This is a genomic window from Microbacterium galbum (assembly GCF_032464915.1).
GTDB lineage: Bacteria > Actinomycetota > Actinomycetes > Actinomycetales > Microbacteriaceae > Microbacterium > Microbacterium galbum.
The window spans coordinates 785,271-811,196 of sequence record NZ_JAWDIS010000001.1; the positions used below are offsets into that span (position 1 = coordinate 785,271).

Genomic DNA, 25,926 nt, shown 5'->3' on the forward strand with positions numbered 1-25,926 from the left:
GTCCGCGGACCCGATCCCGTCCGCGTCGGATGCTGGGCGTGCGGGCAGAGCGACAGCGTCATCGTGCGAGCCGGGGGGCCGCACCGTCGGACCGTCGCTCTGCCCGCACCCCCTGCGCGCACGCCGGGCGGGCGGATCGCTCAGCGCGGCACGCGTGCAGCCCCCGCAGACAGGCGAATCCGCGGGTGAGAAACGGACCTCTTCGCGGGCGCGCATCGACCCCGACTGGGAGGCTCGGAGAGAGCGGATGCCGAGTGGCTCTCCCCCAGAACCTCACTCTCCCGTGGCTCTGCTCGCTCACGGATGCGCGGTCCCGGTCACGGCACCCGGCCGCAGGGCCGCGCATCCTCCACCCCCTCGAATCCACGACCACCATGACCGATGAGGTCGGGTCGAGGCGCGGGTGGCGATCATCAGGAGGCACACGTGACCGAGCGACCCGACCGCAGCCCGGACGCCCTCGGCGACGACCGCCCGTCCGAAGCCGCAGCGGATGACTCCGAGCTCGACGCGCTGCTGAGGGCGGTCGAGAGCGACGCCGGTCCCGTCTTCCCCGTCGGGTTCCGCGGATACGACCGGGATTCCGTGGACGAAGCCGTTCGCGAACTCGGCGAACGCGTGCGGCGCAGTGCCGAGGAGGCGCACGATGCGCAGCTCCGGGCCGAGGCGAGGTTGGCGCAGCAACGGGCGGAGCACGATCAGGAGCTCGCGGAGGCCATCCGTCGACACACGGAGGAGAACAGCGCGCTCCGCGAGCAGGTGCGCGAGGCCTCTGCCCGCGCGGCGGCGGCGGAGACGCAGGTTTCGGCGCTCTCGAGCGAATTCGCGGGCCGCCGCAGCGACGACGACCCCGAGCAGAGCCGCCAGCAGTTCGACGCGATCTTGCGCGTCGCCGAGGAGCAGGCGTCGGTCCTCGTTCAGAACGCCGTCGGGCAGGCGGAGCGGCTGCTCGCGAGCGCGCACGCCGAGGCCGCGACGATCCGCGACGACGCGGTGACCGAGCAGGCCCGCCTCCGCGCGGAGGCGCAGCACGATGCCGATCAGATCCGTCTCCGCATCGAGACCGAGGCGACCGCGCACGCGGCGCGGCTGGAGCGGGAGGCGGCTCACGCGGCCGAGCGCGTCTCGCAGGCCGAGCGAGAGGCCGTCGCGGTGCGCACCGAGTCGGAGAAGGGGGCGGCCGCGCTGCGCTCGCTCGTGTCGAGGGAGACCGCCGACCTCCGCGCCAAGGCCGAACGCGACGTGCGGGAGATGACGGCGCGGGTGCTCGAGTTCGAGGAGTCCCTCACCCGGCGGCAGGACGAGGCCCAGCAGGAGTTCCTCGTCTTGCACGACCAGGCCGTGGCCCACGCCGAGCGGATCACCTCCGACGCGAGCGAGCAGGTCGCCGCGGCGCTGGAACACGCGCGACGCATCGCGGCCCGGGCCGACGACTACGAACGTCTCGCTCGCGCGCAGGCCCAACAGGTCGAGGCCGATGCGCAGGTGCGCGCTCGCGAGGTGCTGGATGCCTCACGCGAACGGGCTCAGACGATCGCCGACACGATCACCCAGCACGCCGCCTCGGTTCTGCGCGATGCGGAGGACCGCACGCGCGACCTGCGCTGGCAGCAGCAGCAACTCGGTAGCTTCATGGCTGAGATGAACGAACTGCTCCGCGCCGTTCCGCGAGGCGGATCGGGCGGGCGCGACCTCGGCGACGACGACGGCACGAGTCCGTCCGGGCCCGGTGTCGCCGACGGCGATGCGGCCGACGCGCTCGACGACGCAGAGGGTCTCGCGGCATCCTCCGATCACGGAGAGTGAGCGCCGAGCCGCTCCTGCTCCCACTAGCGTGGAGCGATGCGCACCGTTCCCCTCGGCTCCTCCGGTCTCTCCGCCCCCAACGTCGTGGCGGGCATGATGCGGATCGACGACAAGAGCGACGCGGAGGTCCGCGCGCTCTACCAGGCGTCGCGTGACGCCGGCATCGACTTCTTCGACCACGCCGACATCTACGCGCGGTCCCTGCACTCCGCGGAGGAACGGTTCGCGCAGGCCCTGTCCTTGAGCGACACGGAGCGCGCCGAGATCCGCCTGCAGACCAAAGCGGGGATCGTGCGGGAAGGGCCGTACTTCGACTTCTCGTACGAGCACCTCGTGTCGTCGGTCGAGAGCTCGTTGCGGGCCCTGCGTACCGACTACGTGGACGTTCTCCTGCTGCACCGACCCGACGCGCTCGTCGAACCCGACGAGGTGGCCCGGGCGTTCGATCACCTCGAGGAATCCGGAAAGGTGCGGGCCTTCGGAGTCTCTAACCACACGCCCCGCCAGATCGACCTCCTGCGGACGGCGGTCCGCCAGCCGATCGTCGCCAACCAGATTCAACTGTCCATCGCGCACGCGCCCGTCATCACGCAGGGGCTCGCGGCGAACATGGAGAGTGCTCAGCAATCGGTCGTCCTCGACGGCGGCGGTCTCGTCGAGTACTGCCGCATCGAGGGCATCACGATCCAGGCCTGGTCTCCGCTGCAGGGGACGCGTGGAGGCGGCGGGGTGTTCCTCGGACACCCCGAGTACGACGAACTCAACGCGGTCATCGACTCTCTGGCTGCCCGATACCGCGTCACGCCCATGGCGATTGCGGTGGCATGGATCACGCGGCATCCCGCGGGGATGCAGGTCGTCCTGGGCACGACGACACCGGGGCGGGTCACCGAGGCTGCGGAGGGCTCGGACATCGAGCTCACCCGGGCGGAGTGGTACGCGCTCGTGCGTGCCGCAGGTTACGTCGTTCCCTGAGCGCGTCGCTTGTCAGTCGCCGCGACGACGGCGTCGGCCTCGGGAGATCACGACGATGGCGCCGATGACGACGATGGCCGCGCCGAGAAGCGGGATCAGGACGAAGGCGAGACGCCCGGCTTCCGCCTCGGAATCCGGTTGAGCCTGCTCGGCGACGACGGCGGATACCGAGGAGGCCGTGACCGCGACGTCGCCCTGCACGCTCGCCGACCCGGTGGGTGAGGCGAACGCGGGCATGGGTGCGAAAGTGATCGCGGTGGCGAGCACCGCCGAGGTGATCAGGGGGGATTTTCCGGTGCGCACAGCGTTCCTTCCGTCGGATCGCCCAGGCTACGCACGCCCCGGCCGGTCAGCCCGACGGTAGACGAGAGGGTCCGGGGAGGATATGGGGCACGGCCTGTCGCCTAGGCTGGCACCGACCGCTGACGAGACGAGGCCACGAATGTCGCGATCCCGACGCCCGTGGGGAGCCGTCTTCAGCGGCGTCGCGGCGGTGATCCTGGCAGCCCCGACCCTGGTCTTCCCCGCGGATTCGCCGACGGAGCCGAAACTCGGTTTCCTGGCGGTCGGAACGGTCGTGTTCGCCGTCTCCGTAGTGCGGATCCGGGCGGAAGGGATCGAACGCATCACCGCCCCGCCGGAGGAGCCCGTCACCGAGGAGTGAGCGCCTCCAGGGCGTCCGCGGTGATCACGGAGATCGGTTCGGTGGGCAGTTCCCACGAGGCGAGGGGTTCCATTCAGTTCTTCCGTTCGTGGGTGTCTGAGTTCGGGCGACCGTCGCCGGTCGACGCGCGACGTGAAGGTCAGGCGGCGCGGGCGAGGCTTCGTGCGACCTTGTGACCCTGAGGGGCAGGGCGAGCGGACGAGGATGCCGTCGCGGGCTCGTCGAGCGCGATGTCGAGGCTGAGCCCGCGCGAGGAGTTGGCGTCGTTCGCCAGGCGCTTCAGGAGGTTCTGGTCGAGCGCCTCGGGCTGCTCGGAGTCGAAGACGAAACGCAGCGGGATCGAGGGCTGCAGCCAGATCGTGGACCGGCCGACAGGCTGATCCGGACCGTGCACCCAGGACAACGTGAAGCTCTCCCCCCGGCGGAGCTTGGTCGCGACGACCACCTTCACGTGCGCCAGCATGCGGTCGTCGATGTCGATCGGCTCCGTCGAGGTGCCGTAGAAGAGCTTCGCCATGGTGATTCCCCTTTGCTCGTTGCTCACGGATGAACTTACTAGGTAGACTAGCGAATAGGCAAGCGAGATATTAGGAGAGCGATGACAATCGACACCCCATCGCCCCCGTCGTATTGGTACAGCGAGAGCTCGGACGACGAGCGTGGCGCACGAATGATGGAGGCGATGCGGGCATATCGTTCCGCCGAGATGGCGATGCGCCGGCGCACCCAGGAGTCCATGGCGATGGGCGAGAACGAGCTACTCGTCCTCCGCTTCCTGACACGATCGGCCGCAGCGAACTCCGCCGTCACTCCGATCGACCTCGCCCGGCATCTCGGCGTGTCGACGGCATCCATGACCGCCCTCCTCGACCGGCTCGAGAAGTCGGGGCATCTCCGGCGCCGCCCCCACCCGTCCGATCGGCGGAAGGTCCTCGTCTCGAGCACGACCCATGCCGACGACGAGATGCGCGACACCCTGACCGGCATGCACGCGCGCATGATGCAGGCCACCCGTGGCATGACGGAGGAGGAGACGGTCGCGGTCACGGGCTTCCTCGACCGGATGCGGTGCGCCGTCGCCGACCTCTGCGGCCGAAGCGGAACGTGCTGTCCGCCGGCACGGGCTCAGCACTCCTCCCCCCTTTCGTCGGACGCTGCCGCGTGAGGACCTCCGTCGGTGTCGGGATCGTCCTGCACACCGAGGCCGAGGCGGACGTCGTCCTCTCGATCACCCCCGCGGACGGGTGGGCCCACGACGAGACCCTGACGGTCGACACGGACGGACGGGCGATCCCCGCGGTCGAGGTCGCGGACGCGCACGGTACTCGCGCGCATCGCGTCGTCCTCCCCGCGGGGCGGACCCATGTCACCTATCGCGGTTCCGTCTCCCCTCCTCGCGCGCCCGCCCCCTCCGACGAGATCGACCCCGTGCGCTACCTGCGACCCAGCCGCTACGCGCCGTCGGACGATCCGCGCCTCTCGGACCTGGCGCCCTCGCGGTCCTCCTCGGCGCGGGAGCGCGTACGCGAGATCACGCAGTGGGTCTCAGAGAGGCTCGATTACGTCTCCGGCGTCAGCGGCCCCACCGATACCGCTCTCGACACGCTCCGCGAGGGCGCCGGAGTCTGCCGCGACTACGCGCACGTGACCATCGCCCTCCTGCGCGCCGCGGGGATCCCCGCGCGACTCGTGTCCGTCTTCGCCCCGGGACTGGACCCGATGGACTTCCACGCCGTCGTCGAGGCGTTCGTCGACGGCCGGTGGGAGGTCGTCGATGCCACACGCCTCGCACCCCGAGCCCACTTCGTCCGCATCGCGACCGGTCGTGACGCCGCCGATACCGCCTTCCTCACGACTGTGTCGGGCACGGCGACGTTGGAGTCGGTCGAGGTGACGGCAGTGGCCGTCGGCGATCTCGTCCCGGACGATCCCGACGCGTCGATCCTGCTGCGCTGACTCCGTCTCGAGACGGAGGCACGGTCACGCCACCCCGGGTAGCGTCGGGGCATGGACCTCATCGTGCGGTCGCCTCGCCTGCTCCCCCGTCTCGTCGTCGGACTCGTCGGCCTCGCTCTCGTGGTTCTGAGCGCGATGGCCGTTCCCGCGCCGGCGCGCGCAGACGTCGGCGACTTCACCTTCGACTCGTTCTCGGCCGACATGACGCTCTCCCGAGCCGACGACGGGCACGCGGAACTCGCGGTGACCGAGACCCTGGTCGCACGTTTCCCCGACGAGGATCAGAACCGCGGCATCATCCGCTCCCTCCCCGATGACTACGACGGGGTCCCCCTGCACACGCGGGTGGTCTCGGTGACCGATGCCTCCGGCGCCCCCATCCCTTACGACGTCGAGACGGACCGGCGCGAGGTGCGGGTGCTCACGGGCGACGACTTCTTCGTGCGCGGCGTGCAGACCTACGTCATCTCGTACACCCAGCGCGACGCCATCCGTTCCTTCGCCGACACGAACGCCGACGAGTTCTACCGCGACATCAACGGCACGCAGTGGGAGCAGCCGTTCGGTGCGGTGAGCGCTCGCCTCCGGGTCGACCCCGCCCTGACGGATGCCGCCCTCGACGGCGCCGCGGCGTGTTACGTCGGGACGCAGGGATCATCGCAGACGTGCACCCTCGACCGCACGACGGACGGGGGCGGCCTCGTCTTCGAAGCGGGGGCCGAAGGGCTGGCCCCGGGAGAGAACGTCACGATCGCCGTCGGTTTCGCGCGCGGCACCTTCGTCCCGGGTGAGGTGGTCCGCACGCCGCTCGAGCAGTTCTCCGTCGATGCGGCCCCGCTCCTGGCCGGTTCGTCGCTCGGCGCCGTGGGTGTCGGCGCCCTCGGTGTGGCCGCAGCGGTCATGGCTCGGCGTCGCGGACGCGACGCCGAGGGGCGCGGCATCATCGTCGCGGAGTACGACCCGCCGGCGGGAGTCGACGTGCTGCAGGGCGCGGAACTGGTGGCGCGTCGCGGGACCGGCATCCCCGCGGCCATCGTCGACACCGCTGTGGCGGGGCACCTCCGCATCGTCGACGACGGCGACGCGCGGAGCCTCTCGCTCGAGCTCGTCACGGCCGAGGGAGCCGATGCGCTGCACGGGGCGATCCTCGGAGCCGTCTTCGGGGCGCACGCGCGCCCGGGAGCTCGCGTATCGCTGGGCCCCGAGCGTCAAGACGTCGCGAAGGCCCTGCAGCGGCTCCCCCTCGCCGCCGCGTCCGAGCTGCGCGCTCGCGGGTGGAGCGAGAAGCAGCGTCTCGGACGCTCCCTCGCCGCGGCGGGTATCGCCGTGGGCGCGTTCGTCGTCGCGGTGCTGGCCCTCATCCTCGCCGCGATGGGGACGACCCCGGCGTGGTGGCAGATCGCTGCGATCCCGGTGACGGTGGTGCTCGGCATCCTGAGTTTCACACTGCTGCGCTACCGCGATCGGATCACGGATGCCGGGGCCCCGGCGCGCGACCATCTTCGGGGGCTGCGCGAGTATCTGCAGCTCGCGGAGGCGGACCGACTGCGCGTGCTGCAGAGCCCCGAAGGGGCGGAGCGACGACGGATCGATGCGGGCGACGCGCGCCAGGTGCTGTACCTCTACGAGCGCCTCCTGCCGTGGGCGATCGTGTGGGGCGTCGAGAAGGAGTGGTCCGAGGCGCTCGACACGCGGGTCCGCGAGAGCGGCGACGACCTGCACTGGTACCGGGGCGGCGGCGGGTTCTCCTCCGCCGCTCTGATGTCGACGATGGGGACGCTGCGCACGGCGAGCACCCCGGTCGCGACGACCACGAGCGGCTCGGGGAGCTTCTCGGGCGGCTCGTTCGGGGGCGGATTCTCGGGTGGGGGCTCGGGTGGCGGCGGAGGCGGCGGACGCTGAGTCGACCGGTCACTCGGCGACGCGCACGACCTCTGCGATGACGCGCGGGTCGGCGAGCACGCGGAAGTGGCCTCCGCTGGCCAGTTCCACGTTCCGGGCACCGGCGAGCTCGCTGCCCTCGGGGATGTGCGGGTCGAAGGGGCCGTAGACCGACACGATCCTCGCGTTCGCGTCGGCCGCCGCCGCGAGCGCGCGCATGGTGGCATCCCCCGAGGCGAACGCGCGCAGCGAGGGCGTGGGCATGAGGCGGCTGTACCGAGACCCGCCGAAGGGCGTCGCGACGGCGACCATCGCCCGCACCCGAGCCCCCTCCGGGTCGAAGGCCATCAGGTGCTTGCCTATCAGTCCGCCCTTGCTGTGGGCCACGAGGACGACGTCGTGCAGGTCGCGGGACGACAGAAGAGCCGCGACGCGACCGGCCGACTCGGCGATGGGACGACGATTGTCGCCCAGCTCCGCGACCGCGTGCACCGGGTGTCCGCGCTCGTGCAGGGCGCGGGCCAGCGGCTCCAGGAAGCGCCAGGTCTCGTAGATCCCGGGGAGGAGCACGAGGGGGCGGCCCGAGCCCTCGCGAAGGTCCTCATCGACTGCACGCCCCCAGGCCGCGCGCACCTGCGCTCGCACGGCGTAGGCGTAGTCCTTCGCCCACCACGAGAGGTCACGCGCTCCGGTCCGCACGGCGGTCACGGCATCCATCGGCATCCCCCCATCCTGCGGGCTCGGACGCGGGCCGTCTGCGGGGTTGCGGCGACGGTGCCGCACACCCGCACAGCGGGCGCAACCCCGGGATCTCGGCGCTCGAGGCCCCCCTAGGCTCGGGCCATGGACATCTCTGACATCCGCTGGAACGAGCCCGCACGGCAGAAGATCCTCGACGACGCCGACAACGTGCTGCGGGAGGCCGTCGTGGCGATCGCACGCGAGAACGACGGGCTCTCGTCGGACGAGGCCTTCGCGCAGATCAACGCGCGGATCAAGGACCGCTTCATCGACTATGAGCCGGGCCCGGATATTCGCACCTACGCCGACGCGATCGCCGCCGGGGAGATCCCCACCGACGACGCCGGATGACCCGCGGCACGATCCTGCCGCCCGGGCGCCAGTTCGTCCTCACCTGGGGCGTTCCGCGCGAGTACGGCGGGCTGACCGCCGCGCTGCTGCAGCGGTCCCGTCTCTTCGCCGGTCGAGGGGCGACGCCGGTGCACATCTTGACGTGCGACGACCGGGACGACCGCGACGCGGTCAGCGCCGAGCTGACCCGCCGCGACGCCCTCGGCGCCGGAGTGCGCGTCACCAACCTGTGGGATTGGCTGCGCGAGAACGAGCTGCGCGGGCGTCCGGTCTCGAGCGGCGCCGGATTCTCGCCTCTCCCCTCCGACGCGGAGGAGGAGTTCACGGGCGATGTTCTCGTGCGCCGTCTCCGCAGGGATGCCGACGGCACGGTGCTGCAGATCGACCACCTGCGCCCGGACGGAACGCTCGCGGCGAGCGATCGTCGGGACGTCCCCCACTCGTCCGCACGACCGCGACGGATCATCGTGACGTGCGACGCGAGCGGGGCCCCCCGTGCCGTGTGGCGCGGGGTGCGCCAGCTCTACGCCGCATGGCTGGACCGCCTCACGGCGGGCGAGCGGTCCTTCCTCCTCGTCGACAGCAAGGCGATGGCGCGCTTCGCCGCCGGCTACCGCCGGCCGGGGGTGATCGTGCTGCACGTCGTGCACGGTTCGCACCGCACCGACGACGGAACGGCGATCCGCCCGTCCCGCGCCGAGGTCTTCTCGCGGTTGAGCGCCTTCGATGCCGTCGTGTTCTGCACCGCGCGGCAGGCCGGGGACGTGCGACGCGAGGTCGGCCCCGCGCCCCTTCTGGCCGTCGTGCCCCACCCCGTCGCCGTCGCGGGAGACGTCGACACGCGCAGCCCGCGCCAGGGCGCGGTCGTGCTCGCGCGACTGGAGCCCATCAAGCGGGTGGAGCATGCGGTGGATGCCGTGTCCCGCGCCCGCGAGCGCATGCCGTCCCTGACGCTCGACGTCTACGGCGACGGCCCGGACCGCTCGCGTCTGGAACGGGGCGACGCCGAGGGCGTCCGCTTCCACGGCTTCGACCCCACGGCGCGCGACGCCCTCCGCCGGGCATCGGTCCTTCTGCTGACGAGCCGCTCGGAGGCCTTCTCGCTCGTGGTCGCGGAGGCGATGGCGGCGGGGTGCCTGCCCATCGCGTACGACGTGCCCTACGGTCCGCGTGAGTTGATCCTCGACGGCCGCACGGGGTGGCTGGTACCCGCCGGCGACGTCGACGCCCTCGCCGAGGCGGTCGTGCGGGCGGCATCCCTCGATCCGACGACGCTCTCGCGGATGCGTCGACAGGCGGTGGAGCGTGCGCGGCTCTACGACGAGTCGCGGGTGCTCACCAGGTGGGCCCTGACCCTGTCGCGCGCCGTACGGCGTCACCGCCTGCGCGAGGCGACCTGGCGAATCCGCGAGGTCGTCCGGCGCCGCCTTCGGATCGGCTGAGACCCCTGCCGCACACGCCCGAGCGGGCGTACGCTGCCTCTACCCGGCCCCGGCATCGCCGGCGCGGATGACGCCGATCCGGCGTCCCCGACGACTCCCGCCCGTCGAGCCCGTCCCCCACACGGCTCCGGACGGGAGTCGTCGTCCGGGTCAGCGGTCCTCGCCGTAGCCGCGGATGCTGCGGAGGTCGTCCTTCAGGTCCTCCTTCGAGGCGTCGCCCGGGACGATGTCGTTCTGCGGCGCGCCGTCCTGAACGGCCGCGTCCGCCGCCTGCTGTTCCTCCGCGCCGTCCTTCTTCTCCTCGACGCCCGCGTCCGTGGCGCCGTCCATGACGGGGGCGTCCTGCGTCTCTTCGCGATCGGTCATCGTCGTCCTCCTCGGTGACAGTGTTACGGCATCCTGACCCCTGCCTGCCGCCGGGAACCGGGGCTTGCGCCGCTCGGCCCGGAATGCTCAGACGCCGTGGTGCGCGGGGTGACGCCGCTCGAGGGCGGAGCCCTCGACATCGACGTTCGGCACGATGCGGTCGAGCCAGCGCGGCAGCCACCAGACCGACCCGCCGAGCACGTGCATGAGCGCCGGCACGAGCAGCATGCGCACGACGAACGCGTCGAACAGCACGCCCAGGGCCAGCCCGAGTCCCATCGATTTGATGATCACGGAGTCGGAGGCGATGAAGCCGGAGAACACCGCGATCATGATGATCGCGGCAGCCGTCACGACGGTGCGGCCCGCGCGGAAGCCCTGGGCGACGGCCAGGCGCGGCGCCGCGCCGTGAGCCCAGGCCTCGCGCATCCCGGATGCGAGGAACAGCTGGTAATCCATGGCGAGCCCGAAGAGGATGCCGACGAGGATCACGGGCAGGAAGCTCAGGATCGGGCCGGGATTGTGCACGCCGAACAGGTCGCCGAGCCAGCCCCACTGGAACACCGCGGTCACCGCACCATAGGTCGCGAACAGCGACAGCACGAAGCCTCCTGTGGCGATGAGCGGCACGAGCAGCGAGCGGAACACCGCCACCATGATGAGGAACGACAGGCCCACGACCACGACGAGGTAGATCGGCAGGACGTCGGCCAGCCCTTCCGAGATGTCGATGTTGATCGCCGCTGCTCCGGCCACGCCGAGGGCGATATCGCCGTTCACGGGCGGCAGCGCGCGAAGGTCGCGCACCAGCTGCTCGGTCGACACGGCGTTCGGCCCCTCGGCGGGGATGACCTGGAACGCGGCGAGGGTGCGGTCGTCTGAGACGGCGACGGGGGCGACCGCCGCGACGTCGTCCTGCGCGAACAGTTCGCGGGCCACGTCGAGCTGCAGGCCCTGGACGTCGGCTTCGGCGGTGCCCCCGGGGAGGGCGGCGGTGACGAGCAGCGGCGCATTCGCGCCGGCACCGAAGGCATCCTCTGTCCACGTGAAGGCCTGGTAGGCGGTCGAGTCCTCCGCCTCGGACCCTCCGTCGGGCAGCCCCAAACGCATCGACAGGGCGGGGATGGCGACGACGAGGAGGGCGACCGTGGCGACGAGCATCGTGACCACCGCGCGCACCGTCGACATCGGCCGAACGGGGCGACCGGTCGTCGCGACGGATCCGGTCTCGATCCGGGCCGCGCGCCGGGGGTGCTCGTCGGCTTCGATCACCGCGGTACGAGCGGTGCGACGGGGGTGCTCCGCGGCATCCGCGGCGGCCGCGGCGCGGGCACGGGCCGCGCGACCGAGGACGCGCATCCCCGCGCGGCCCAGGAGTGCCGGCGTCAGCGACACCGCGATCAGCACGGCGACGAGCACACTGACGGCGCCCGCGGTACCCATGAGCCCGAGGAACGGGATGCCCGTGATGTTGAGCGCGAGCAACGCGACGATCACCGTCATCCCGGCGAACACGACCGCATTGCCGGCGGTGCCGTTGGCGAGACCGATCGATTCGACGACGTCCGCGCCCTGGAGCAGCTGCCGTCGGTGACGGTAGAGGATGAACAGTGCGTAGTCGATACCCACGGCCAGTCCCAGCATCACGCCGAGGATCGGGGTGACGGATGCCATCTGCACGAGGCCCGAGAACGACAGCGTCGCCATGGCGCCGATGGCGACCCCGACGAGCGCCGTGATGATGGGGAACGACGCCGCCAGGAGCGACCCGAGCACGACGACGAGGACGATCGCCGCGATCGCGACGCCGATGGCCTCACCGACTCCGAGGATCTCGGGCACGCCCTGGGAGATCTCCGTGTTGAAGGCGACGTCCACGCCCGCGACGGGGTCGGCGGTGAAGTGCTCGACCACGGCCTCCTTCGACGCCTCGGCGAGCTCCAGCCGGGGCTGATCGAACGAGACGTTGACGATCGCGGTCGATCCGTCATCGGAAACGAGCCGGATGGCGTCCGCGAAGGAGAGGAGTTCGGCGCCGTCGTCGAGCTGCGCCTCCTGCGCGGCGATCTGCGCGAGACCGTCGGCCACCTGGGTCTGCTGCTGTTCGAGGGCGCTGCGCTGCTGGTCGAGCTGCGCCTGCTGCGCGTCGAGGGCGTCGAGCTGCGCCTGCTTCTGTGCGGCCGGGAGGGGTGCGGCTTCGAGCTGCGCGCGGGCCGAGTCGAGTTGCTGCTGACCGGCGTCCAGCTGCGCGGCGCCCGCGTCGAGCTGCTGCTGGCCGGACTCGGCCTGCGAGCGCGCATCGGCGAGCTGCCCGCGGCCGTCGACCACCTGCTGGCGCTGATCGTCGAGCTGCTGCTGGGTCGCGAACGGATCGGTGACGCGGGCGACGTCGGGGAGGTCGCTCGACGAGTCGACGAGAGAGGTGATGGCGCTCTTCTGGTCGGACGTCAGAGCCGAGCCGTCCGTCGTGCGGAACACCACCGCTCCGGAAGCGCCGCTGAAGTCCGGGAGCTCGTCCTGAAGTTCCGCGATGACGTCGCCGGATGCCGTGCCGGGGATGTCGAAGCTTGAGCTCAGGCCTTTGAAGCCGACGAGGAACCCGCCGACGACCACGCCGAGGATCACCACCCACGCGACGATCACGGCCCAGGCGCGCCGGGCGGCGAAGGTTCCGAGACGGTGCAGCAGTTCGGCCATGCGGTGTTCCTCTCGTGCGGTGCACGCGGAAGAGCACCGTCGGCTCCGACCAGTCCCGGCAAAGATAACACGGACCGTCTCGTCTTGTTCGACCGCGTCATCCCCCAGAATGAGGGCATGGTTCTATCGCGAAGCGGACCGGTCCGAAGCGAAGCGGCGCACCAGGCGATCCTCGACGCCGCGGTGGCCCTCTTCGCCGAGCGCGGCTACGACCACCTCACCATGGAGGGCATCGCTCGGCGGGCCGGGGTGGGGAAGCAGACGATCTACCGGTGGTGGCCGAGCAAGGGCGACGTCCTCGCCGAGGCGATCCTCGAGGGACGCCTGCTCGGCCGCGAGCGCGACCTGCCCGACACGGGGGACGCGCGCAGAGACCTGGCCACCTGGCTGAACGGACTGTTCACGCTACGGGCCAGCGCCGACGGCGAGGGGTTGCTGCGCTCTCTCGTCGCCGCGGCCGCGGGGAGCGCGGAGACGGGTCGACGACTGCGCGCGGAGATCCTCGCGGCACCGCTCGTCGAGCGACTCTCCACCGCGATGGCCGGAACGACGGGACCTCGACTCGACGCGGCGGCCGACGCCCTCCTCGGCGCCGTGATCCTGCGCGCGCTCAGCCGTGAGGAGTTCGACTTCGACGACATGCTGCACCTGGTCGACGCCGTGATCGGCACGCCGACACCCCGCCGCTGACGCACACCGCTCGCCACCCCGCGGCCGTCAGCACCCTGATCTCTACCACGCGGCGCTGACCGGCGTCCAGACCGGGAACGCTCAGCCGCGTCCCGTACACTGGAGGGAGCAAGGGGAGTACTCCCATCGCGACGATCTCGTCAGTACGGTCCACGTCATCGTGAACCCGGGACGTCGGCCCGTCTCGCCGGGTGGAGGAGACCTTGGTGTCTTGTCGTACACCTTTCTCCCTTGGAGGCCGCCATGGGCGTCACCCCCCTCATCTGGATCATCACGATCGCGATCACGGTCGCGTTCTTCGTCTTCGAGTTCTTCGCGCACGTGCGGAAGCCGCATGAGCCGTCGATCGCCGAGTCCGCCCGCTGGTCGGCGTTCTACATCGGGCTCGCGCTGCTGTTCGGTGTCGGCATCGGCGTGGTGTCGGGCTGGACGTACGGCGGCGAGTACTTCGCCGGGTACCTGACCGAGAAGGCCCTGTCGATCGACAACCTGTTCGTGTTCCTGATCATCATGACCGGGTTCGCGGTGCCGAAGATCTACCAGCAGAAGGTGCTGATGATCGGCATCGTCATCGCGCTCATCATGCGCGGGGCGTTCATCGCGGTGGGCGCCGCACTGATCGAGAACTTCTCCTGGATCTTCTACCTCTTCGGCGCCCTTCTGCTGTTCCTTGCGTACCGTCAGGCGTTCTCGCACGGCGAGAGCGACCCCGCCAACGGCAAGTTCATGCAGTTCGTCCGCCGCGTGCTCCCCGTATCCGAGGAGTACAACGACGACAAGCTCACCGTTCGTAAGAACGGCAAGCGCTTCGTGACGCCGATGCTGCTGGTCATCATCGCGATCGGCTTCATCGACCTGGTCTTCGCCGTGGACTCGATCCCCGCGATCTACGGCCTGACGAACGAGGCGTACATCGTCTTCACGGCGAACGCCTTCGCCCTCATGGGCCTGCGCCAGCTGTACTTCCTCATCGGCGGCCTGCTCGAACGCCTCGTCTACCTGGCGCAGGGACTGGCCGTCATCCTGGCCTTCATCGGTGTGAAGCTCGTGTTCCACGCCCTGCACGTCAACGAGGTCCCCTTCATCAACGGGGGCGAACCGCTGCTCTGGGTGCCCGAGATCCCGATCTGGTTCTCGCTGCTCTTCATCGCCGCCACGGTGGCCGTCGCGACGATCGCGAGCCTGCGCAAGACCCGGAACGACGACGAGAAGAAGAAGCGCGAGACCTTCGACGGCGAGAAGGTCATCCACGCTCCCGAGGACTGACCCTCCGAACCGATGACGGGCTCGCGGCGGTCGCCGCGGGCCCGTCGTCGTCTGCCGCATCCGACCGACGAGCGCAACCCCGGCGAGACGCTCCGGTGGTCGTCCTACCGTGGCCGACATGACGCGATTCGGCTACACCCTCATGACCGAGCAGAGCGGCCCGCGGGCGCTCGTCGACTACGCCGTCGGCGCCGAGCGCGCCGGCTACGACTTCCTCGTCTCCAGCGATCACTACTCGCCGTGGCTCACCAGCCAGGGCCACGCCCCCTATGCCTGGACCGTTCTCGGCGCCGTGGCGCACGCCACCACCGACGTCGAGCTGATGACCTATGTGACCTGCCCCACCGTCCGATACCACCCCGCGGTCGTCGCCCAGAAGGCGGCGACGCTGCAGCTGCTGTCGGAGGGCCGCTTCACTCTCGGTCTCGGATCCGGCGAGAACCTCAACGAGCACGTCGTCGGCGAGGGATGGCCCGCGGTCCACGCCCGTCAGGACATGCTCGTCGAGGCGATCGAGATCATCCGCGCGCTGCACACCGGCGACCTCGTCACCTACGACGGCGAGTACTTCCGCGTCGACTCCGCCCGCGTGTGGGATGCCCCCGACGGCGGGGTCCCGATCGGTGTGGCCGTTTCCGGCGAGCACTCCATCGAGCGCTTCGCTCCGCTCGGCGATCACCTCATCACCACGGAGCCCGACGGCGACCTCATCAGCGGGTGGGATTCCCACCACGACGGAGAGTCGCGCAAGATCGGTCAGATCCCGATCAGCTGGGATCCCGACAAGGATGCCGCCATCGCACGCGCTCACGACCAGTTCCGCTGGTTCGCGGGGGGATGGGCCGTCAACGCCGACCTCCCGACGCCGGCGGGCTTCGCGGGGGCTTCGCAGTTCGTCCGACCGGAGGACGTCGCCGACTCGATCGCCTGCGGCCCGGATCTCGACGAGCTCGCGGAGAGCGTGCGTCCCTTCATCGATGCCGGCTTCACCGACATCGCCATCGTCCAGGTGGGCGACGAGCAACAGCAGCGATTCGTCGACGAGATCGCCGCTCCGCTGCTGGAGAAGCTCCGCGCCCTGTGACCGGCGGCGGGGCGCGCCCGACGGCGCGTCCCGCGGCTCACCGGCCGATTCGTCCCGTCTCGGCGACCCACTGTTCGAGGCGCCAGACGGGGAGGCGGAAGACGCGGGCGACCGCGACCGCCGTGAAGCGTCCTTCGACGACCGCGGCGATGGCGAATTCCCGCAGCGACGTGAACTCCCGACCGGCGAGGGCCCCCTCCCGCAGTTCCGCGAACGTGCGGGGCTGGCGCGTCGCGACGGGTCCCGAGGCATCCAGGACGTAGGGCGATCTCGCCTCGACGGCTCGGCGAGGCGAATGCGGACGCTCGGACGCTGACGGAGCCGGTTCCGGCGCGCCGGTGGGCGCGGCCTCGATCGCGACCGGCCCGCGGGTCGGCGTCCACGGCGCCGGCGGTAGCTCTCCGCCCCAGGTGACCTCCGTCGCCGGCACGACGGCTCCTGCCTGCTCGCGCGGAGGTTGCCCCTCGGGAGGGGCGTTGACGATCGACTCCCCGATCGGTTCGGGCATCGTCGGCGCGGCTCTCGCAGACGTCCATGGCGCTACGGGGAGCTCACCGCCCCAGACGACCTCGCTCGGCACCACGTACGAGCTCGCGACGGGAGGGGCCGGCGCGGTCTCGAGCCAGGGAGCCGGAGGCAGGTCTCCGCCCCACACCACGTCGCTGGGAACCACGTAGGCGCTCTGCGGGGCCACGGACGGCTCGGCGGGGGCGGGGACGGCATCCCCGAACAGCTCGCCGACCTCGACCTCGAACGTCTCGGCGAGCGCGACCAGCGTCGCCAGCGACGCCGTCGTGCGGCCCGCTTCGATCGCCCGCACGCGGGACTCCGACAGCCCCGCCTCGAACGACAGGGTCAGTACCGTCAGGCCGCGCTCTTCGCGCAACCGGCGCACATGACGAGCCAGCGTGCGCAGCACCTCGTCGAGACGCCCGTCGAGGGGTGCCTGTGTCATCCGGTCCTCCCGTAACCGAGGATGCCAACCTGTGTCCGGGGGAGACAGTGAACAGTACCGCGTTCGCGGCGGGAAGCGCGGCACGCCGTCGGCGGCGCGCCGCCCGTCAGCCCCGCAGCCCCGTCGAGCCCAGGACGCGCTCGACGACGATCTCCAGCACGACGCGCTCGGGGTTCACACGAGGCCGGCGATACCGCGCGGCGTAGAGCTCGACGGCGTGGGCCACGGCATCCGGATCATCACTCACGCGGGCGGTGCCTTCGAAGCTCATCCAGCGGGCCCCGTCGACCGAGCACACCGCGGCGCGCCCGCCGCGGACGGCGTTGACGAACTTCTGTGTCCCACGCGATCCGATCACGCGGACGACGCCGTCCTCGTAGGTGAAGCCGACCGGGACGGCATGGATCCGTCCCGACCGACCGAGGGTCGAGAGGGTGGCCAGGTGGTATTCGCTCAGGAAGGCGATTGCTTCATCGGTCAGCACCCCTCCAGCGTGCCACGCGAGACGACCTCCGACACGGTCTTGGTGGCCGTCTCCCATCGACGGATGCCGACGGCTCGGACCGTCCTCTCGAGGGGGGCGTCGGCGGCGAGCACCCGCAGCGCGTCGCCGAGGCGCTCCAGCGGAACCCGGCGGGCGAGCGTGACGTGCGGCGTCCACGCTCCCGGTTGCGTGTGGTCGCCGTCGTCTCCCGCCCCCGCGAGGTCGTGCACCCGCGCGTGAAAGTCCAACAACGCGGCCGAGGGGACCACCGAGCGCGCGATCACCCGCGTGCGCCCCGTGCCGAACAGCACGGGAGCCCCGAGGGTCATCCCCCGGGGAAGGGCGTCCGCGAGCAGTGCGCCGTCCACGTCGGCGAGGGTCGGGCGCACCAGCAGCGTGATGTGGGGACGGTTGCTCTCTCCGGTGTGGCGCGCCTGACTCGGCAGGTCGGCTGCGACGAGGGCATCCCATTCCCCGCGGATCGCCGCGTCGGATTCGTCGTCGAAGACGAGCTCCAGACTGACGATGTCGCTCACGGCCGGATCACCGGGTCGACCACCACGCCGCCGCCACCAGTGCCGGCTGGAAGAAGAGTCGTCCGAACCGCTTCTGGTCGGTGTCGAGGCCGAAGGCCGACCGCCCCTTGCGCCATTGATCGATGTTCCCCGGGAAGATCGCGATGAAGAAGGCCGCCAAAGCGGCGCCGACACGGCGACGCTCCTTCGGCAGCGCGACGAGCGCGAGCCCGAACGCCGCCTCTACCACTCCGGAGGCCACGACCACCGCGTCTCGATCGAGCGGGCCGTGCTCTACGAGGGCATCCGGCACCTGCGCCTGGAAATCCCGCCGAGCGAAGGTCAGGTGCGAGATTCCGGCGAACATCATTGCCAGGGCCAACGCCCAGCGCACGAAGGTCTTCATGGCAGCACGCTAGATCGCGACCGTCCGCCCCCCGGCGGGCTTGACGACGCACGTCCGGGCTCTTCGCCCCCTCGAACCGGGCGCTACGACACCGGTCCGGTTCACGCAACCCCCGGCCGCTGACGACGCGTCGCGCTTGACTGGGAACACGTCAGACGAGGAGGTGCCCCATGACGATGACAGACGCCGGATCCCCGTCGATCCGCGAGGAGGATCTCGATGCGCTGCTCATTCGGGCCGCCTCCGGCGACTGCGACGCATTCGTCGCCTTCTACGACGCGACGGCGCCGCGCATCTACGCCACCCTGCTCGCGCTGACGGGTGTGGCCGCGAAGGCCGAGCTGCTGCTGGAGGGGATCTACGTCGAGGCGTGGGAACGCATGCGCGGCCGTGACGCTCCCCCGTGCCCGGGTATGCAGTGGGTGTCGGCCATCGCGCATCGGCACGCATCCGGGCGGGCCTGAGGCCGGAGCCAGGTGGACCGTCGCTGTTCAGGAAGCGTCGACGGGGGTTGCGATCACGCCGTGCGTCTCGAGATCGACGGTCAGACCGCTCGAGGAATTCGCGGAGTTGGCGTACGTCTGGAGGAGGGCGGGATCGAGCATCTCGGGCTCGACCGCTCCGAAGACGAAGCGCAGCGGGATCGACGGCTGGATCCAGATCGTGCTGCGACCGGTCGCCTCACCCGATGGATGCCGCCACGACATCGTGAAGCTCTCCCCGCGACGCAGCTTGGTGGCGATGACGACCTTCACATGCGCGAGGACACGATCGGGGATCTCGATCGGGCGCTCGGAGGAACCGTAGAACAGTGAGCCCATCAGCTCCTCCTTCCGAGGATGCCATCTTCGATTATTTTACTAGGTTGGCTAACTATCGCCAAGTGAATTCGCGGAGAATCTGAGGGGAATCGAATTGTTGGACGGGGGCGCGAATTAGTTCGGTCCTCTGGAATCTCGGGGACCGAACTACAATGGCGCCACGGGGGCCCGACCCGGAGGAGACGTATGACGATCGAGACCGCTCACGACCCCGCATCCACCACCGCTCGAGCGGTCGAACGCCTCCGCCTCGCCGAAGCCCGTCTCGCGCGGCGGCGCCAGACGGAGTGCGGTCCGAGTGAGAATGCGCGGGCCGCGATGCGCCTCATCCTCGAGCGCGCGGACGCCGGCGCACGCATCACGCCGACGGAGATCGCCCAGTCGCTCGCCATCTCCACGGCATCCGTCACCGGAATGCTGGACCGCCTGCATGCCGGTGGACTGATCTCCTTCGAGGCGAACCCCGCCGACAGACGCAGCAAGTTCGTGATGCCGTTGGATCGGGACGCCGATCCCGATGCCGTCGACCCCGTCACGGCTCGCATCCGGGAGTTCGCGCTCGATCTGCCCACCGACACCGCCGGTCAACTCGTGCAGTTCCTCGACCGGGTTCGCGAAGTCGTCGACGCCGAATGTCGCTGACGGCGTCAGGTCGCCGCGACCGCCTCCGGCTCGGGCTCGTTCGTGATGCTCAAGCCCCCGGGCGAGCTCGCCTCGTTCATGAGGTCGTCGATCCATCGACGATTCAGCTGCGGGGATCGGCTGCCGTAGAAGTGGAAGACCAGCGGGATCGACGGCGAGATCCACAGGCTGCGCGTCCCGCTGCCGTCACCGAGCGGGAAGTGGAACATGAAGGGCTCCCCGCGACGCAGCTTGTTCATGAACACCATGCGCAGGTGGGACAGGGTTCGATCCTCAATGTCGAACGAGTGACCCAGGGTGTTGTAAACCAGTTTTCCCACCATGACAGCGTACCGCGCTCCACCCGGTTAACTACTGCTCGACAGCTTCTCTCGGGCCTCAACTAGAGTGCTCAGCGTGCCCCGACTCCCGCGTTCCCTCCGCACCCGGCGCCGGGTTCCCCGCGCCGTGCTGGTGGCGCTCGCCGTGGTGGCGGCTGTCGCCGTCATCGCCCTGATCGCGGTCGTCGGCAACCTCGTCACGACCCTCTTCCAGACGTTGGCCGCCCGCCCGCCCGCCGTGGACACGCGCATCGTGGCGCCCGACGAATCGAAGGCCGCGCAGGCGGCGAGCGCCCCCGACGGCGACGCCACCGAGCAGGCCGCGGCGCAGTGGCTGGCCTCGCAGCCGACCACCTACTGGCTCACCCCCGAGATCGACCCCGTCGACGAGGTGTGGGACCGCGTCGCACACCTCGCCGCAGAGGCCCGCGATCAGGATGCCGCCCTCTCCATCGCGGTGTACGGCCTTCCCGATCGCGACTGCGGCAACCACTCCGCCGGCGGTCTCGACCCGGAGTCGTATCGCGCGTGGACGCAGCGCATCGGAGACGCGCTCGGCAACGCGTCGGACATTCAGAAGATCGTGGTGCTCGAGCCCGACAGCATCGCCCTGTCGTCGACGTGCGGCACACCGTCCGACCGCGCCGGCTACCTCAAGGAGGCCGTCGACAACATCCGCGGGACCAACACGTGGATCTACATCGACGGGGGCCATTCGTCCTGGCATCCGGTGAAGGAGATGGCCGACCTGATCCGCGCGACCGGCCTCCTGTCCGACGTGCGCGGCGTCGCCCTCAACGTCTCCAATTACCAGGACACGGCGGCCGAGTTCGACTACGCCCACGCATTGTCCGACGAGCTGGGCGGCACGCACGCCGTGATCGACACGTCCCGCAACGGCGCCGGCCCCGCGGGGTCCGAGTGGTGCAACCCGGCCGATCGTCTCGTGGGCAGCCCCGGCGGCTCGTTCGGCGACGGCGTCGTCGACACGAATCTGTGGATCAAGCCGCCCGGCGAGAGCGACGGCGAGTGCAACGGAGGGCCCACCGCGGGCACCTGGTGGCCCTCGGCGGCCGTGGAACTCACGCGCGACCAGCGCTGACCGCGCACCCGCAGTCCGCGCCGCGCGCAACCCGTCAGTCGTCATCGTCGGGAAGTGTGTCAAGATTGCGCTCGTCGCTTCGCGACACCGCGTCTCGGGGGAGTACGCGGGCACGATCCCGTGCGAAGCCGGAAGAGTGGGTGAAATGAGCGACAGCTCCGAGTTGCTGAAGACCGCGGTCATCGTCGAAGACGATCCCGACATCCGTCACCTCCTCGTCGAAGTGCTCGAGTCCGCCGGGTTCTCGACCGTCTCGGTCGGAAACGGCATCGACGGTGTCCGCGCGGTCCTCGCCTACCAGCCGTTGATCACCACCCTCGACGTGAACATGCCCGGCATCGACGGGTTCGAGGCGGCCCGCCGCATCCGTCAGCAGAGTGACACGTACATCATCATGTTGACCGGCCTCGAGGAAGAGGCCGACGTGGTGCTCGGACTCGGCGCCGGCGCCGACGAGTACGTGGTCAAGCCGTTCCGTCCGCGCGAACTGCGCGCCCGCATCGAGGCGCTCCTCCGACGCCCCCGCGGCGGGGAGTCTCACGCGAGCACCGCACCTCGGCAGGACAGCGTCGGCCGCTCCTTCCCGAACCCCCGCCCCGAGGCGACCACTCCCCCGGTCACCTCCTCGGCACCGAGCGCTGCGGTGATCGTGCCGTCGTCGCAGGGACCGGAACCCCGCGCCGAGGCGCAGGTAGCCCCCGCCGCACGGACGGAGCTCGTGCCCCGTCCCGCCGCCGGCGACCTCACCCCCACCGGTGGAGCGTGGATCGCGCACCGCGACCTGCAGCTCGACCCCGACAGCCGTCTCGTCCGCGTCGGCGGCGAAGAACTCGAGCTCACGCGCACCGAGTTCGACCTGCTGGCCACCCTCATGGAGTCCAAGCGCCGCGTGCGCAGCAAGGCCGATCTCACGCTCGTCCTCCGCGGGGAGTCCTACGTCACGAGCTACTTCGTCGGCGAGGCCGACAAGAGGGCGATCGAGGCGCACATGACGAATCTGCGCCGCAAGCTCGGCGACAACCCGGCCAATCCGCGCTACATCGAGACCGTGCGCGGCGTCGGTTACCGCCTGACCTCGGAGCTGCTGGCCACGCCCTGAGCCCCCTGCGAATAACGGATGCCTCGGCCCTCCCCAGGGCCGAGGCATCCGTGTCTCTGATGCGTTCGGGCGCGATCAGATCGTGTGTTCGTCAGACCTTGAAGCCGTGCTGGCGACGAACGAGCTTGGAGAACATGAGGAGGGTCTGCAGCACGGTGACCACGCCGACGATGGGCCATCCGATCCACAGGATCGAGGACTGCACCATCGGCCCGACCATGACCCAGATCACTGCGAGGGCGATGGCGACGGCGATGAGGACCACCATCGGGGTCCAGTGCCCCAGTCCGCCACCGCGCTCCGCCTTGGCCTGCATCGCCCAGTTGTCGACCTTCTTGCGCGAGAGGAAGCGGGTCCACGAACGCACGAAGTGGCTGATGCGGATCCACATGAACAACTCGGCGGGGAAGAACAGCACGGCGAAGAGGACGTCGCTGCGGTTGCAGTTCTTCATGGTCCGCGCGATGCGCAGGTTCAGCAGCATGGCGATGACCGGCGGGATCAGCCACAGGGGCGAGAACACGAAGGCGCCGATCGACAGCGAGCCCGCGAGCAACGTGAGGAACGCGACGCGCACGAACAGGTTGGTCAGCATGCCGAAGTTCTCGAACCAGCGCAGACGCAGGTTGGGGTGGAAGGGCTGGCCCTTGGTGTCACCGCGCTGCCCCGGCCACATGAGTTCGATCGCGCCGTAGGTCCACTTGACCTGCTGGGCGTCGTAGCCCGACAGGGTCGTCATGCCGCCCACGTCGGCCCGCGCGTACGGGCTGATCTTGGTGAGGTAGCCGGCGCTCTTGATCTGCAGCGAGAGGAGCGAGTCCTCCACCTCGGAGTCCTTCACCCAGGGAGTCGACTGGTGGTTCTGCTTCATGGCGTCGCGCAGGGCGTTCGTCGAGAAGATCGAGAACTGTCCACCCAGGACGGCCATGTTGCGCCCGCGCAGCATGTTCTGCAGGTTGAACGCGGCGAACTGCGTGCGCTGCCCGGCGGTCAGGAAGCGGGCGATGGCGCCCTTGATCGGCTTGTCGTCGATCGTGTAGATCGCCGAGATGCCGCCGATGCGGGAATCCGACACGGCCTCGGTCTCCAGGTACTCGACGGCCTTGGTGTCGGCGATGGTGTCGCCGTCGACGCCGAGGAGGTAGTCGTATCCCTCGACGAGCGAATACCCGTAATTGAGGGCACCCACCTTCTTGTCGGGGTTCTTGCCGATGTCGTGCACGAACACCTCGGTGAACTGCTCGCCCAACTCGGTCTGCAGCTCGTGCGGCCCGCTGTACTCGGAGGCGATCTTGACGGTCGCGTCGGAGGTGTTGTTGACGACGACGTGGATGACGTCGGGCACACGGGTCTGCGCGAGCAGCGCCTCGATCACATCGGCGATCGACTCCTCCTCGTTGTACGCGGGGATGACGCAACCGATCGTCGAGCGGTGCACCGAGGTGTGCTCGAGTACCGCGGCGAAGTCGTCGGCGAAGCCGTGATCCTCCGCCGACGCCGACGCCGCCAGCTCGCCCTGGTGGAGGTTGAATTCCCGGGCGGTGGGGGTGAAGCTTCGCGCATCAGTCATGGCGGTGTCTTCCTGTCGGTGTAGCGGCGGATCGGCCATGTCCCACTCTGGTAGGTTCACCGCAAGGCGACCACCGCACACGACCACCGTCCCCGCAAGATTTCCGCAAGATTTGCGACGGACACCCGAAGGAGACGCGCCCCGTGATCTTCCTGGCGCTGCTGGCATCCATCGTCGCTGCGGGCATCGCGCTGACCATGCTGTTCCTCACCCATGGTCGACCGGACGACGACCGCGGCGGCCAACGCGCCGACATGGTCCGCTACTTCGGGATCGCCGCGGTCGCAGCCCTGCTCTGCGGCACCATGAACGTCCTCGAGACGGCCGGAGCCGGCGAAACGGCGGCGGCGGTGGGCAACGCCACGAATCTGGTCGCCGTCGGCCTGCTCTGGGCGGGCGCGCGGCGGCTGAACCACCGCCGCGCGATCGGGGCGGTCAGCACCGCCGCGGGCGCCGTGCTGATGCTGGGCTTCACGTTCCTGATCCCCCTGGAGGATGCGACGCTGCTGAAGACCGCCGGCCTCACCGTCTACGGCGCCCTGAGCGCACTCGAACTCTCGCGGCGGCCCCTCGGCGCCCTGTCCGGCGCACAGATCCTGTCGTGGACGCTGGGCGTCTATGCGGCATACAACCTCTGCCGACTCGTGGTCGCCGCCGTCATGGGGCTGGAGCCCCTCGTCGGGAGCGGCCCCGTCTCGGCCGAGGCGACCGCCGCCGCCAGCGCCGTGGCCATCGCCCTCGTCTCCGTCGCGGCCGTGCGCTTGGGACGCCAGCTCGACGACGCACCGGCACCGGGCACCCGTGCGCACGACCGGGGCTCCCTCCGCCGCGAGGCCGCCCGGATGATCGCGGGGAACTCGCCCGTGCGGGCCACGCTCGTCCGCGTGCCCGAGATCGACCTGATCCGCGCCGCCCACAGCACCGGACGAGCCGAGACGATGCTGCGCACCGTGGCAGCGGCGCTCGATGACGCGATCGACGACGCGGCGTGCGGGATGCCGTCACGCGACACGGTCTTCGCCGTCGCTCCCGCCGTCCTCGACGCGGCGGAGCTCGAGCAGGCGGTCCGCCGCGCCTTCGCCGGACGCATGCCCGGGATCGACTACGACGACGTTCCCGACCTCGTCTTCGAGCACTACCTCGTGGGCGACGTCGACGACCTCTCCCTCCTGATGGAGAGCACCCGCCAGCGCCCGCGGCAGGAGCACCGCGACGACTGAGGCCGACCCGTCGACGGCGTCAGTTCGAACCGGTGCTCTGCCCCCACCCGGGGGCACGGCCGGTGCTCGACGAGGTTCCGGTCGTTCCGGAACTGGCGCCCTGGCCCTGATCGGTGAAGATCGCGATCGGCAGGTACTGGTAGACCGTCTGCTGCGAGAACGACGAGTCGGTGTTCGCGGTGCCTTCGACGGCCACGTTGAGCGCGAACTCGAGGGTGATGCCGTACGTGTCGTTGGGCAGTTGCCGGATGGAGGTCGTCGGCACCAGCAGGCCGCCCTGGAAGCTGTTCAGGAGCAGGCCGCGGTCGGAGCGCAGGGTGTCCGAGGGAACCAGGGTGCGGGGATCGGCACTGAACTGGAAGGGGTTGGAGACCTGACCGCTGGTCTGGGCGGTCTGCGACGAGATCGACACGGAGGACAGGTAGACGCGTCGCTTCTGCGTGAGGACGGCCTTCTCGTCGACGCGGTTGTCGACGACGTTGATCGCGAAGCCGAACTGCTTCTCGTCCGTCGACGACCACTCCATCGTGCGCTTGGGGTTGACCGCCCAGACGTCCAACCGCACCTCGAGACCGTCGGCCACCTCGGAGGTGAGCGAGACGGATCCGTCGTAGGTGAACTGCGAGTCGAACGGCTTGGATGACGCCGACGCCGCCGGTTCGGGGGTGGCGACGACGACGGACTGCCCGCCCGCTCCGCCGGCCTGGCCGGGCAGCGCGGCGAACAGATCGGCGACCTGGGTGCAGCCGGTCAGCGTCGCGGGAAGGACGACGGCCACGGCCAGGGCCGGGGCGATTGCGCGCGCGCGACGGCGAGAGGTCTTGCTCACGGGATTCTCCTGAGGATCAGCGCGAGATCGCGCAGAGGTCGATG

29 protein-coding genes are annotated in these 25,926 nt (G+C 70.2%); 16 read left to right on the plus strand and 13 right to left on the minus strand.

Features of this window, described 5'->3' with window-relative positions:
• The first annotated feature begins 426 nt into the window (after positions 1-426).
• Both RWH45_RS03740 and RWH45_RS03745 read left to right on the plus strand, forming a co-directional pair.
• Entirely contained in the window at positions 427-1,806 is a 1,380-nt protein-coding gene (locus tag RWH45_RS03740; RefSeq protein WP_315993572.1) for a coiled-coil domain-containing protein, read from the plus strand.
• A gap of 36 nt (positions 1,807-1,842) precedes the next feature.
• Positions 1,843-2,781 (plus strand): aldo/keto reductase, encoded by a 939-nt coding sequence (locus RWH45_RS03745; protein ID WP_315993573.1) that lies wholly within the window; start codon positions 1,843-1,845, stop codon positions 2,779-2,781.
• Positions 2,782-2,793: 12 nt separating this feature from the next.
• Here the strand turns inward: RWH45_RS03745 and RWH45_RS03750 are convergent, their stop codons facing one another.
• Positions 2,794-3,084, minus strand: coding sequence for a hypothetical protein (locus tag RWH45_RS03750; protein ID WP_315993574.1), 291 nt, complete (start codon positions 3,082-3,084; stop codon positions 2,794-2,796).
• Between the two features lie 139 nt (positions 3,085-3,223).
• On the opposite strand from RWH45_RS03750, the gene RWH45_RS03755 reads away from it, so the two are divergent.
• Entirely contained in the window at positions 3,224-3,445 is a 222-nt protein-coding gene (locus RWH45_RS03755) for a hypothetical protein (RefSeq protein WP_315993575.1), read from the plus strand.
• Positions 3,446-3,584: 139 nt separating this feature from the next.
• On the opposite strand, the gene RWH45_RS03760 is transcribed toward RWH45_RS03755, so the two are convergent.
• Positions 3,585-3,962 carry a DUF7882 family protein gene (locus RWH45_RS03760; RefSeq protein WP_315993576.1) on the minus strand — a complete coding sequence of 126 codons (378 nt, stop codon included), beginning with the start codon at positions 3,960-3,962 and terminating at the stop codon, positions 3,585-3,587.
• Between the two features lie 165 nt (positions 3,963-4,127).
• On the opposite strand from RWH45_RS03760, the gene RWH45_RS03765 reads away from it, so the two are divergent.
• Genes RWH45_RS03765 through RWH45_RS03775 form a run of 3 tightly spaced genes read left to right on the plus strand, consistent with a single transcriptional unit; the run spans position 4,128 to position 7,303 of the window.
• The gene (locus RWH45_RS03765; RefSeq protein ID WP_315993577.1) at positions 4,128-4,610 is read left to right on the plus strand and encodes a MarR family winged helix-turn-helix transcriptional regulator; all 483 of its coding nucleotides are present in this window, start codon (positions 4,128-4,130) and stop codon (positions 4,608-4,610) included.
• Positions 4,607-5,401 carry a transglutaminase-like domain-containing protein gene (locus RWH45_RS03770; RefSeq protein ID WP_315993578.1) on the plus strand — a complete coding sequence of 265 codons (795 nt, stop codon included), beginning with the start codon at positions 4,607-4,609 and terminating at the stop codon, positions 5,399-5,401. The genes RWH45_RS03765 and RWH45_RS03770 overlap by 4 nt, the downstream gene beginning before the upstream one ends.
• A gap of 51 nt (positions 5,402-5,452) precedes the next feature.
• Positions 5,453-7,303 carry a DUF2207 domain-containing protein gene (locus tag RWH45_RS03775; protein ID WP_315993579.1) on the plus strand — a complete coding sequence of 617 codons (1,851 nt, stop codon included), beginning with the start codon at positions 5,453-5,455 and terminating at the stop codon, positions 7,301-7,303.
• A gap of 9 nt (positions 7,304-7,312) precedes the next feature.
• Here the strand turns inward: RWH45_RS03775 and RWH45_RS03780 are convergent, their stop codons facing one another.
• Positions 7,313-8,005: an esterase/lipase family protein gene (locus tag RWH45_RS03780; protein WP_315993580.1), complete on the minus strand. Its 693-nt coding sequence runs from the start codon at positions 8,003-8,005 to the stop codon at positions 7,313-7,315.
• Positions 8,006-8,125: 120 nt separating this feature from the next.
• On the opposite strand from RWH45_RS03780, the gene RWH45_RS03785 reads away from it, so the two are divergent.
• Positions 8,126-8,374, plus strand: coding sequence for a hypothetical protein (locus RWH45_RS03785; RefSeq protein ID WP_315993581.1), 249 nt, complete (start codon positions 8,126-8,128; stop codon positions 8,372-8,374).
• Complete coding sequence (locus RWH45_RS03790; protein WP_315993582.1) at positions 8,371-9,816, plus strand: glycosyltransferase; 1,446 nt, start codon at positions 8,371-8,373, stop codon at positions 9,814-9,816. Before RWH45_RS03785 ends, RWH45_RS03790 begins: the two co-directional genes overlap by 4 nt.
• Positions 9,817-9,966: 150 nt before the next feature.
• Here RWH45_RS03790 and RWH45_RS03795 read toward each other — a convergent pair whose 3' ends face one another.
• Together RWH45_RS03795 and RWH45_RS03800 are read right to left on the minus strand one after the other, a co-directional pair.
• Positions 9,967-10,182, minus strand: coding sequence for a hypothetical protein (locus RWH45_RS03795; RefSeq protein ID WP_315993583.1), 216 nt, complete (start codon positions 10,180-10,182; stop codon positions 9,967-9,969).
• 87 nt (positions 10,183-10,269) lie between these two features.
• The gene (locus RWH45_RS03800) at positions 10,270-12,879 is read right to left on the minus strand and encodes an MMPL family transporter (RefSeq protein ID WP_315993584.1); all 2,610 of its coding nucleotides are present in this window, start codon (positions 12,877-12,879) and stop codon (positions 10,270-10,272) included.
• A gap of 117 nt (positions 12,880-12,996) precedes the next feature.
• Between RWH45_RS03800 and RWH45_RS03805 the strand changes: the two genes are divergently transcribed.
• From RWH45_RS03805 to RWH45_RS03815, 3 genes are all read left to right on the plus strand, one after another.
• Complete coding sequence (locus RWH45_RS03805) at positions 12,997-13,569, plus strand: TetR/AcrR family transcriptional regulator (protein ID WP_315993585.1); 573 nt, start codon at positions 12,997-12,999, stop codon at positions 13,567-13,569.
• 243 nt (positions 13,570-13,812) lie between these two features.
• Complete coding sequence (locus RWH45_RS03810; protein WP_315993586.1) at positions 13,813-14,835, plus strand: TerC/Alx family metal homeostasis membrane protein; 1,023 nt, start codon at positions 13,813-13,815, stop codon at positions 14,833-14,835.
• Positions 14,836-14,953: 118 nt separating this feature from the next.
• The gene (locus RWH45_RS03815) at positions 14,954-15,919 is read left to right on the plus strand and encodes an LLM class F420-dependent oxidoreductase (RefSeq protein WP_315993587.1); all 966 of its coding nucleotides are present in this window, start codon (positions 14,954-14,956) and stop codon (positions 15,917-15,919) included.
• Between the two features lie 37 nt (positions 15,920-15,956).
• Here RWH45_RS03815 and RWH45_RS03820 read toward each other — a convergent pair whose 3' ends face one another.
• The 4 genes from RWH45_RS03820 to RWH45_RS03835 all read right to left on the minus strand — a co-directional run bounded on the left by RWH45_RS03820 (position 15,957) and on the right by RWH45_RS03835 (position 18,279).
• On the minus strand, positions 15,957-16,874 hold the full coding sequence (locus RWH45_RS03820; RefSeq protein WP_315993588.1) for a helix-turn-helix domain-containing protein: 918 nt from the start codon (positions 16,872-16,874) through the stop codon (positions 15,957-15,959).
• A gap of 106 nt (positions 16,875-16,980) precedes the next feature.
• Entirely contained in the window at positions 16,981-17,358 is a 378-nt protein-coding gene (locus RWH45_RS03825) for a PPOX class F420-dependent oxidoreductase (RefSeq protein ID WP_315993589.1), read from the minus strand.
• The gene (locus tag RWH45_RS03830) at positions 17,352-17,894 is read right to left on the minus strand and encodes a 2'-5' RNA ligase family protein (RefSeq protein ID WP_315993590.1); all 543 of its coding nucleotides are present in this window, start codon (positions 17,892-17,894) and stop codon (positions 17,352-17,354) included. The genes RWH45_RS03825 and RWH45_RS03830 overlap by 7 nt, the downstream gene beginning before the upstream one ends.
• A gap of 7 nt (positions 17,895-17,901) precedes the next feature.
• Positions 17,902-18,279, minus strand: coding sequence for a DoxX family protein (locus RWH45_RS03835; RefSeq protein WP_315993591.1), 378 nt, complete (start codon positions 18,277-18,279; stop codon positions 17,902-17,904).
• Positions 18,280-18,449: 170 nt separating this feature from the next.
• Here RWH45_RS03835 and RWH45_RS03840 point away from each other — a divergent pair, with 170 nt between their 5' ends.
• Positions 18,450-18,743: a sigma-70 family RNA polymerase sigma factor gene (locus RWH45_RS03840; RefSeq protein ID WP_315993592.1), complete on the plus strand. Its 294-nt coding sequence runs from the start codon at positions 18,450-18,452 to the stop codon at positions 18,741-18,743.
• Between the two features lie 27 nt (positions 18,744-18,770).
• On the opposite strand, the gene RWH45_RS03845 is transcribed toward RWH45_RS03840, so the two are convergent.
• Entirely contained in the window at positions 18,771-19,100 is a 330-nt protein-coding gene (locus RWH45_RS03845; RefSeq protein ID WP_315993593.1) for a DUF7882 family protein, read from the minus strand.
• A gap of 186 nt (positions 19,101-19,286) precedes the next feature.
• Here RWH45_RS03845 and RWH45_RS03850 point away from each other — a divergent pair, with 186 nt between their 5' ends.
• The gene (locus RWH45_RS03850) at positions 19,287-19,742 is read left to right on the plus strand and encodes a MarR family transcriptional regulator (protein WP_315993594.1); all 456 of its coding nucleotides are present in this window, start codon (positions 19,287-19,289) and stop codon (positions 19,740-19,742) included.
• A 5-nt stretch (positions 19,743-19,747) separates the two neighbouring features.
• Here the strand turns inward: RWH45_RS03850 and RWH45_RS03855 are convergent, their stop codons facing one another.
• Positions 19,748-20,062 (minus strand): DUF7882 family protein, encoded by a 315-nt coding sequence (locus RWH45_RS03855; protein WP_315993595.1) that lies wholly within the window; start codon positions 20,060-20,062, stop codon positions 19,748-19,750.
• 76 nt (positions 20,063-20,138) lie between these two features.
• Between RWH45_RS03855 and RWH45_RS03860 the strand changes: the two genes are divergently transcribed.
• Together RWH45_RS03860 and RWH45_RS03865 are read left to right on the plus strand one after the other, a co-directional pair.
• On the plus strand, positions 20,139-21,164 hold the full coding sequence (locus RWH45_RS03860; protein ID WP_315993596.1) for a glycoside hydrolase family 6 protein: 1,026 nt from the start codon (positions 20,139-20,141) through the stop codon (positions 21,162-21,164).
• A gap of 145 nt (positions 21,165-21,309) precedes the next feature.
• Positions 21,310-22,263: a response regulator transcription factor gene (locus RWH45_RS03865; RefSeq protein ID WP_315993597.1), complete on the plus strand. Its 954-nt coding sequence runs from the start codon at positions 21,310-21,312 to the stop codon at positions 22,261-22,263.
• Between the two features lie 91 nt (positions 22,264-22,354).
• Here RWH45_RS03865 and RWH45_RS03870 read toward each other — a convergent pair whose 3' ends face one another.
• On the minus strand, positions 22,355-23,833 hold the full coding sequence (locus RWH45_RS03870; RefSeq protein ID WP_315993598.1) for a glycosyltransferase family 2 protein: 1,479 nt from the start codon (positions 23,831-23,833) through the stop codon (positions 22,355-22,357).
• A 143-nt stretch (positions 23,834-23,976) separates the two neighbouring features.
• Here RWH45_RS03870 and RWH45_RS03875 point away from each other — a divergent pair, with 143 nt between their 5' ends.
• Positions 23,977-25,053, plus strand: coding sequence for a hypothetical protein (locus RWH45_RS03875; protein WP_315993599.1), 1,077 nt, complete (start codon positions 23,977-23,979; stop codon positions 25,051-25,053).
• A 19-nt stretch (positions 25,054-25,072) separates the two neighbouring features.
• Here the strand turns inward: RWH45_RS03875 and RWH45_RS03880 are convergent, their stop codons facing one another.
• On the minus strand, positions 25,073-25,882 hold the full coding sequence (locus tag RWH45_RS03880; protein ID WP_315993600.1) for a fructose 1,6-bisphosphatase: 810 nt from the start codon (positions 25,880-25,882) through the stop codon (positions 25,073-25,075).
• Positions 25,883-25,926: the final 44 nt, after the last annotated feature.